Source organism: Bifidobacterium boum (assembly GCF_000741535.1).
In the GTDB taxonomy this organism is placed as follows: domain Bacteria; phylum Actinomycetota; class Actinomycetes; order Actinomycetales; family Bifidobacteriaceae; genus Bifidobacterium; species Bifidobacterium boum.
Map to the genome: position 1 here is coordinate 1 of NZ_JGYQ01000008.1, position 4,883 is coordinate 4,883.

Below are 4,883 nucleotides of genomic sequence, written 5' to 3' on the forward strand. Positions count from 1 at the left end.
CGTGTACATACCACACTGGGGGAAATGGTGCTGGACCGGCGCAGACGGAAAGCTCCAAGGCAATACCCCGGGCAAAATTGGATGGCAGAACCCTGCAGCCTTCTATCAAGTTTCATCAAAGAATGTCAATAAAGTCGGCCAGGGCATGTTCTCTTACATCCAGCCATCAAGACTCAGCGTGGACGGCAGCCGCGAGGATGCAATCAACATTTTCGTCAACACTGCGCTGAGTTACCTCGGTAGCCCTTACAGATGGGATTATGCCTTATGGCCCGGCGGCGGCTCTGATTGTGCGGGGCTCGTCATCTCCAGCATGGAATCAGTCGGCATGCAAACACCGTACAATGCTTACGATCACCGTTTCCAAGCTTGGCAAGACCATGATGCGAACAATATGTGGAATGATCCCAGAATCATGAAAGTAGCAGTCGCCGATCGCCGACGCGGAGATCTTGTGTTCTATCCTGGGCATGTTGCAATCTATCTTGGCAACGACACAATTATCAACGCGTATCCACCGCACGTTGAATATGATTCGATATGGCGTTGGTCGGTTCGAGGGATAGGCAGATTGTTCATCTAATCCAATGAATAATCCGGCAAAGGCACTGCGTTCCTCATTACGCTGCGGGGTTCATACGCAGTGCCTTTCCTATATACATTGAACTTCTTGGTGTCTTCTCATCTTCACAATACGAGTCGCCGCCTGAGTGACAACGATTTTATCAGTCTTCGGCAGTGTACGTTCTCCCCATGAACTAGACTGGCGGGCATGACACAAGAATCCAGCCCTTCAATCATCACGTCTGGAGAAACAGCGGCAGAACCCACCAGGCCTGCCCCAGTTCTGGCAATGGTCATTCCTTGTTACAATGAGGAGCCCGTACTCGAACAGACAGCCTCGGTATTGTCCGAAAAGTTACGATACTTAAGTACACGCCGACAGATCAGCGCAAAGAGCTTTATCCTGCTTATAGATGACGGCTCAAAAGACCGTACATGGAAAATAGCCAGTAACCTCCATACGGCCGACCCCGAGATGTTTCACGCCGTGAAATTCTCACATAATCGCGGCCACCAGAATGCTGTGTATGCCGGTCTGATGGAATCATTGCGCAGGGGATGCGACGCCGCAATCTCTATGGATGCCGATTTGCAAGATGATCCTAGCGCCATCGACGGTATGGTCGAATCATATCGGGCAGGCAACGAAATCGTGTACGGTGTCCGGAATAATCGAGATACCGATACAGCATTCAAGCGTTTAACTGCTGAATCATTCTACAAACTCATGACTTGGATGGGAGCTGACACCATACCAGATCATGCCGATTTCCGACTGATGAGCAACACCGCGATACGCGCCCTGTCACAGTACTCGGAAGCCAATCTATTCTTGCGTGGCATCGTGCCCTCGCTCGGATTCAAATCGGACAAGGTTTTCTACAAGCGAGGGATACGAGCAGCGGGTGAATCAAAATATCCTTTGTCCAAAATGATTTCATTCGCGCTCGAAGGTATCACTTCATTCTCAGTCAAGCCACTCCACATGATTACCACCACGGGTTTTCTTTCCGTGATTGTTGGATTCATCATGCTGATATACACCATCGTCTCCATATGCACTGGTCACGCGATTGCCGGATGGGGGTCCATGATGTTTTCGATATGGATTCTTGGTGGGTTGATCCTGGTGTCTCTTGGAATTGTGGGAGAGTACATTGGAAGAATCTACATAGAAACCAAACATCGCCCTCGATATATCATCGAAGAAGAAATCTAATTCTTATATTTTCGGCTCCCGAAAACGACCTCGGAAGCCGAAAATATTACAAGACTCATCTCTCACTGCCGGAGCGCTCCAGTAACCGAATCAAAGAAGTAGGACCTACCGTTGATTACCTGCCGACCTTTCAGCATCACACCATACTGGGGATGGTAATACACTGTACGACCATCAGGCAGCCTCTTCCAACCGTATGCCGTTGCACCAGTCACTGGATCGAAGTAATACCAACTGCCGTTGATGCATGCTTCGCCATGCAACATACGTCCCCAATACAGATCGTAATATACCCATTTATGCCCTTCTGATAGATACTTCCAGCCTTTCACCATAGCACCGGTATTATTATCGAAATAATACCAGTATCCATTATGGTAATTTTCACCATATACCATCCGACCATTTGCATCGTATCTTACCCACTTATTTCCTGATGCCAGCCATATATCGTTGTTCCGCGCCATTGCACCAGTCCGGGAATCGAAGTAATACCAATATCCGGAAAGGAACCGTTCCCCATGGACCATTGCGAAAGTTGAAGGGTCATAATACACATGCCGCCCATCGCTGAGATCAACACGCCCCGAGACCCGCTGACCGGATGAATTGAAATAATACCAATGCCCTGTCGATGGGTCAAAGCCCTCGCAAGACACAGCTTTCACACCGTTCATATACCAATACGTTGTGCCAGCAATAGAGACCCAGCCATTTGCACCAGAACGATAGGCGTTCTCAGGCACAAGTCTAAATCGCTGGTTACTGCCACCGTTCAGCGCCCACAACTCCATTAACGTTCCATCTGCGCCGTTGCCTCCAGTGACATCAATCACACGGTTCTTGTTGCCACCGAATACCGAGAGAATAAAAACCGTTCCATCAGTATTCTTGTAAAACTCCCAAAGCTGATTTTCCCCGCCATTCGGCGAATATTGAATGATTTTCGTTCCATTTGCATAAGATGGGCCTGCAGCATCAAGCGCTTTCCCGGAATGCACAGCACGAATAGAATACCTGTGGTTCCCCGCAGATATTATCTGAAATAGTTGGTTCGCGTTCCCGTTATACTGCCATAGTTCCGCAGAAGCCAAGTCTTCATCGCTCGCCCACGCTATATCCATAGTCTTACTTGGATATGAACTCACGAGATAATACTTTCCCTGCGGCACGTCAATGCGAACAGATCCAAGAGAAGCAGGAGAAGCCCCGGCGACTTCCTTACTGTTAAACGCATTCAAATCCACATAACCAGAGATACCGGGGATTGAACCATTATCGGCATATTGCCATCCTTTAATCATACCGACATTCTTAAACGAGAACCCCACACGAGGGCCGTAGCTCGCCACCCACTGAGTTTTCGTATGAATATCACTCGTATTTAACGGTCCCGCAAGATAACTGGCATATGAGTATACGCCAAGATTGGTAAAGCCGGCAGCATGCACTTTCGACCACCACGCATCCACGATACTTTGGTATACCGATGGGTTCGTAGGATGGCTATGTCCGGTCCAAGTCCAACCTTCCAAATCGTAGAACACTGGATACGATAAATCGGATGGGTTCACGCCAAGTTTGTTAAGCTGCGATATCAGGGTATCCGCTTCACTATCCGCATTGGCAGCCCCATAAGCATATGAGTACCAATAAATGCCAAAAGGTATCGCAAGTCTCTTACACTCACTGATATTCCGTTGTGCCTGATAATCCAAACGACCACCCCATCCGAAACCAAGCCGGATTATCGCGCCTTGGACCCCAGCTGCTTTCGCGCTCGCCCAATCAATTGAGCCGTTGTGCTCCGAGACGTCAATCACACCTTTGGCGTTCTGTGCGAACAGGGTACCGCCTTTTTCGAAGAACGCTTGTGTACCACTGTAGGTTCCCCAATACGCACCATATTCGTTATTCTGCAACGCAGTCTGCTTCACCGACGTTGACGTGCTGGATTTCAACACGGCAGACATCACACTCGAACCTGCGGATGACAGCGTTGTTGACTTCGATGCCGAAGTCTCGGTGTTCGCTTGGTCCTTGATAGCATTGCGCACGGTCTTCACTGACACTGGGATGAACCGCTGTCCGTTGGTCTTGGCGAGCGGATCTGGGGGCGTGTCTTCAGTCCCGACGATCTTAGGATCAGTGACGGTCTCACCGGTCTCGAGATCCTTCACTGTACCGTCTTTGGTGACAGCAAGATCTGAAGAAACCACAGTTGCATTGTTCGGAATCGACGAATCCACCGAATCCGGCAGTTCCTGAGAAGGATTATTCGGCATGGCATCGGTCGCATCAGACGTATTTCCAGCGGCAGTAACCGCCGAAACGCTACTTGCCCCGTCCGATGATTCTGACGCGGATAGCACCGTATCAACCGCCTTATCCGCTGCAGAACCTGATGTTCCGCATGAAGCAAGTACCCCCGCGCAAATCATTGCCGCAGCCGCTGTCGCAACGACTGACCGCATTCTCTTCCAAGCCATGTCGAAGTGTTCCTTTCCTCCACCTTATCCGGCAACTCAGTACGTACACGGAAGGCGTTGCTCGAATCAGGGCACACCTATGTTCTTATGATATCCGCAGAACAAGAGAAACAATTCTCGTCACATTCGGTTCTTTTCGATACCGTCATGAAAAGAATGATTCAATGCAAGTTTGCCCAGCACATTGGCCGACACAGCTTGAATACGACTCATCATATCCCTCATATACCGTTAGCCTTATGCAGCAGCATTTTATGACCAGCCGCCCTTTCGCCCCGCACTCCATCATTGTTACTGGTGGGGCTGGTTTCATTGGTTCGAATTTCGTGCATTGGGTGGTGGATCATCATCCCCAGACGCATGTGACGGTGCTGGACAAGCTGACGTATGCGGGCAACCTGGAGAACCTGGCGGGCATCCCGTCGGATCGCATGGATTTCGTGAAGGGCGACATCTGCGACGCGGAATTGCTTGACGAAATCGTGCCGGGGCATGACGCGATCGTGCATTACGCCGCGGAGTCGCATAATGACAATTCGATCGCGGATCCGGAGCCGTTCGTGCGCACGAACGTGGTGGGCACGTTCCGCCTGCTGGAGGCGGTGCGCAGG

The 4,883-nt window shown here is 50.2% G+C and carries 4 protein-coding genes; 3 read left to right on the forward strand and 1 reads right to left on the reverse strand.

Going from position 1 to position 4,883, the window contains the following annotated elements; all coding sequences use genetic code 11:
* On the forward strand, window positions 1-583 hold a 583-nt coding region (locus BBOU_RS03915; protein WP_035142621.1), incomplete at its 5' end, for a C40 family peptidase.
* Window positions 584-772: 189 nt separating this feature from the next.
* Window positions 773-1,783 (forward strand): glycosyltransferase family 2 protein, encoded by a 1,011-nt coding sequence (locus BBOU_RS03920; protein WP_081815591.1) that lies wholly within the window; start codon window positions 773-775, stop codon window positions 1,781-1,783.
* Between the two features lie 62 nt (window positions 1,784-1,845).
* On the opposite strand, the gene BBOU_RS03925 is transcribed toward BBOU_RS03920, so the two are convergent.
* The gene (locus BBOU_RS03925; RefSeq protein WP_051616919.1) at window positions 1,846-4,272 is read right to left on the reverse strand and encodes a GH25 family lysozyme; all 2,427 of its coding nucleotides are present in this window, start codon (window positions 4,270-4,272) and stop codon (window positions 1,846-1,848) included.
* A gap of 254 nt (window positions 4,273-4,526) precedes the next feature.
* On the opposite strand from BBOU_RS03925, the gene BBOU_RS03930 reads away from it, so the two are divergent.
* A partial coding sequence (locus tag BBOU_RS03930; protein WP_035142622.1) for a GDP-mannose 4,6-dehydratase occupies window positions 4,527-4,883 on the forward strand: 357 nt, incomplete at its 3' end.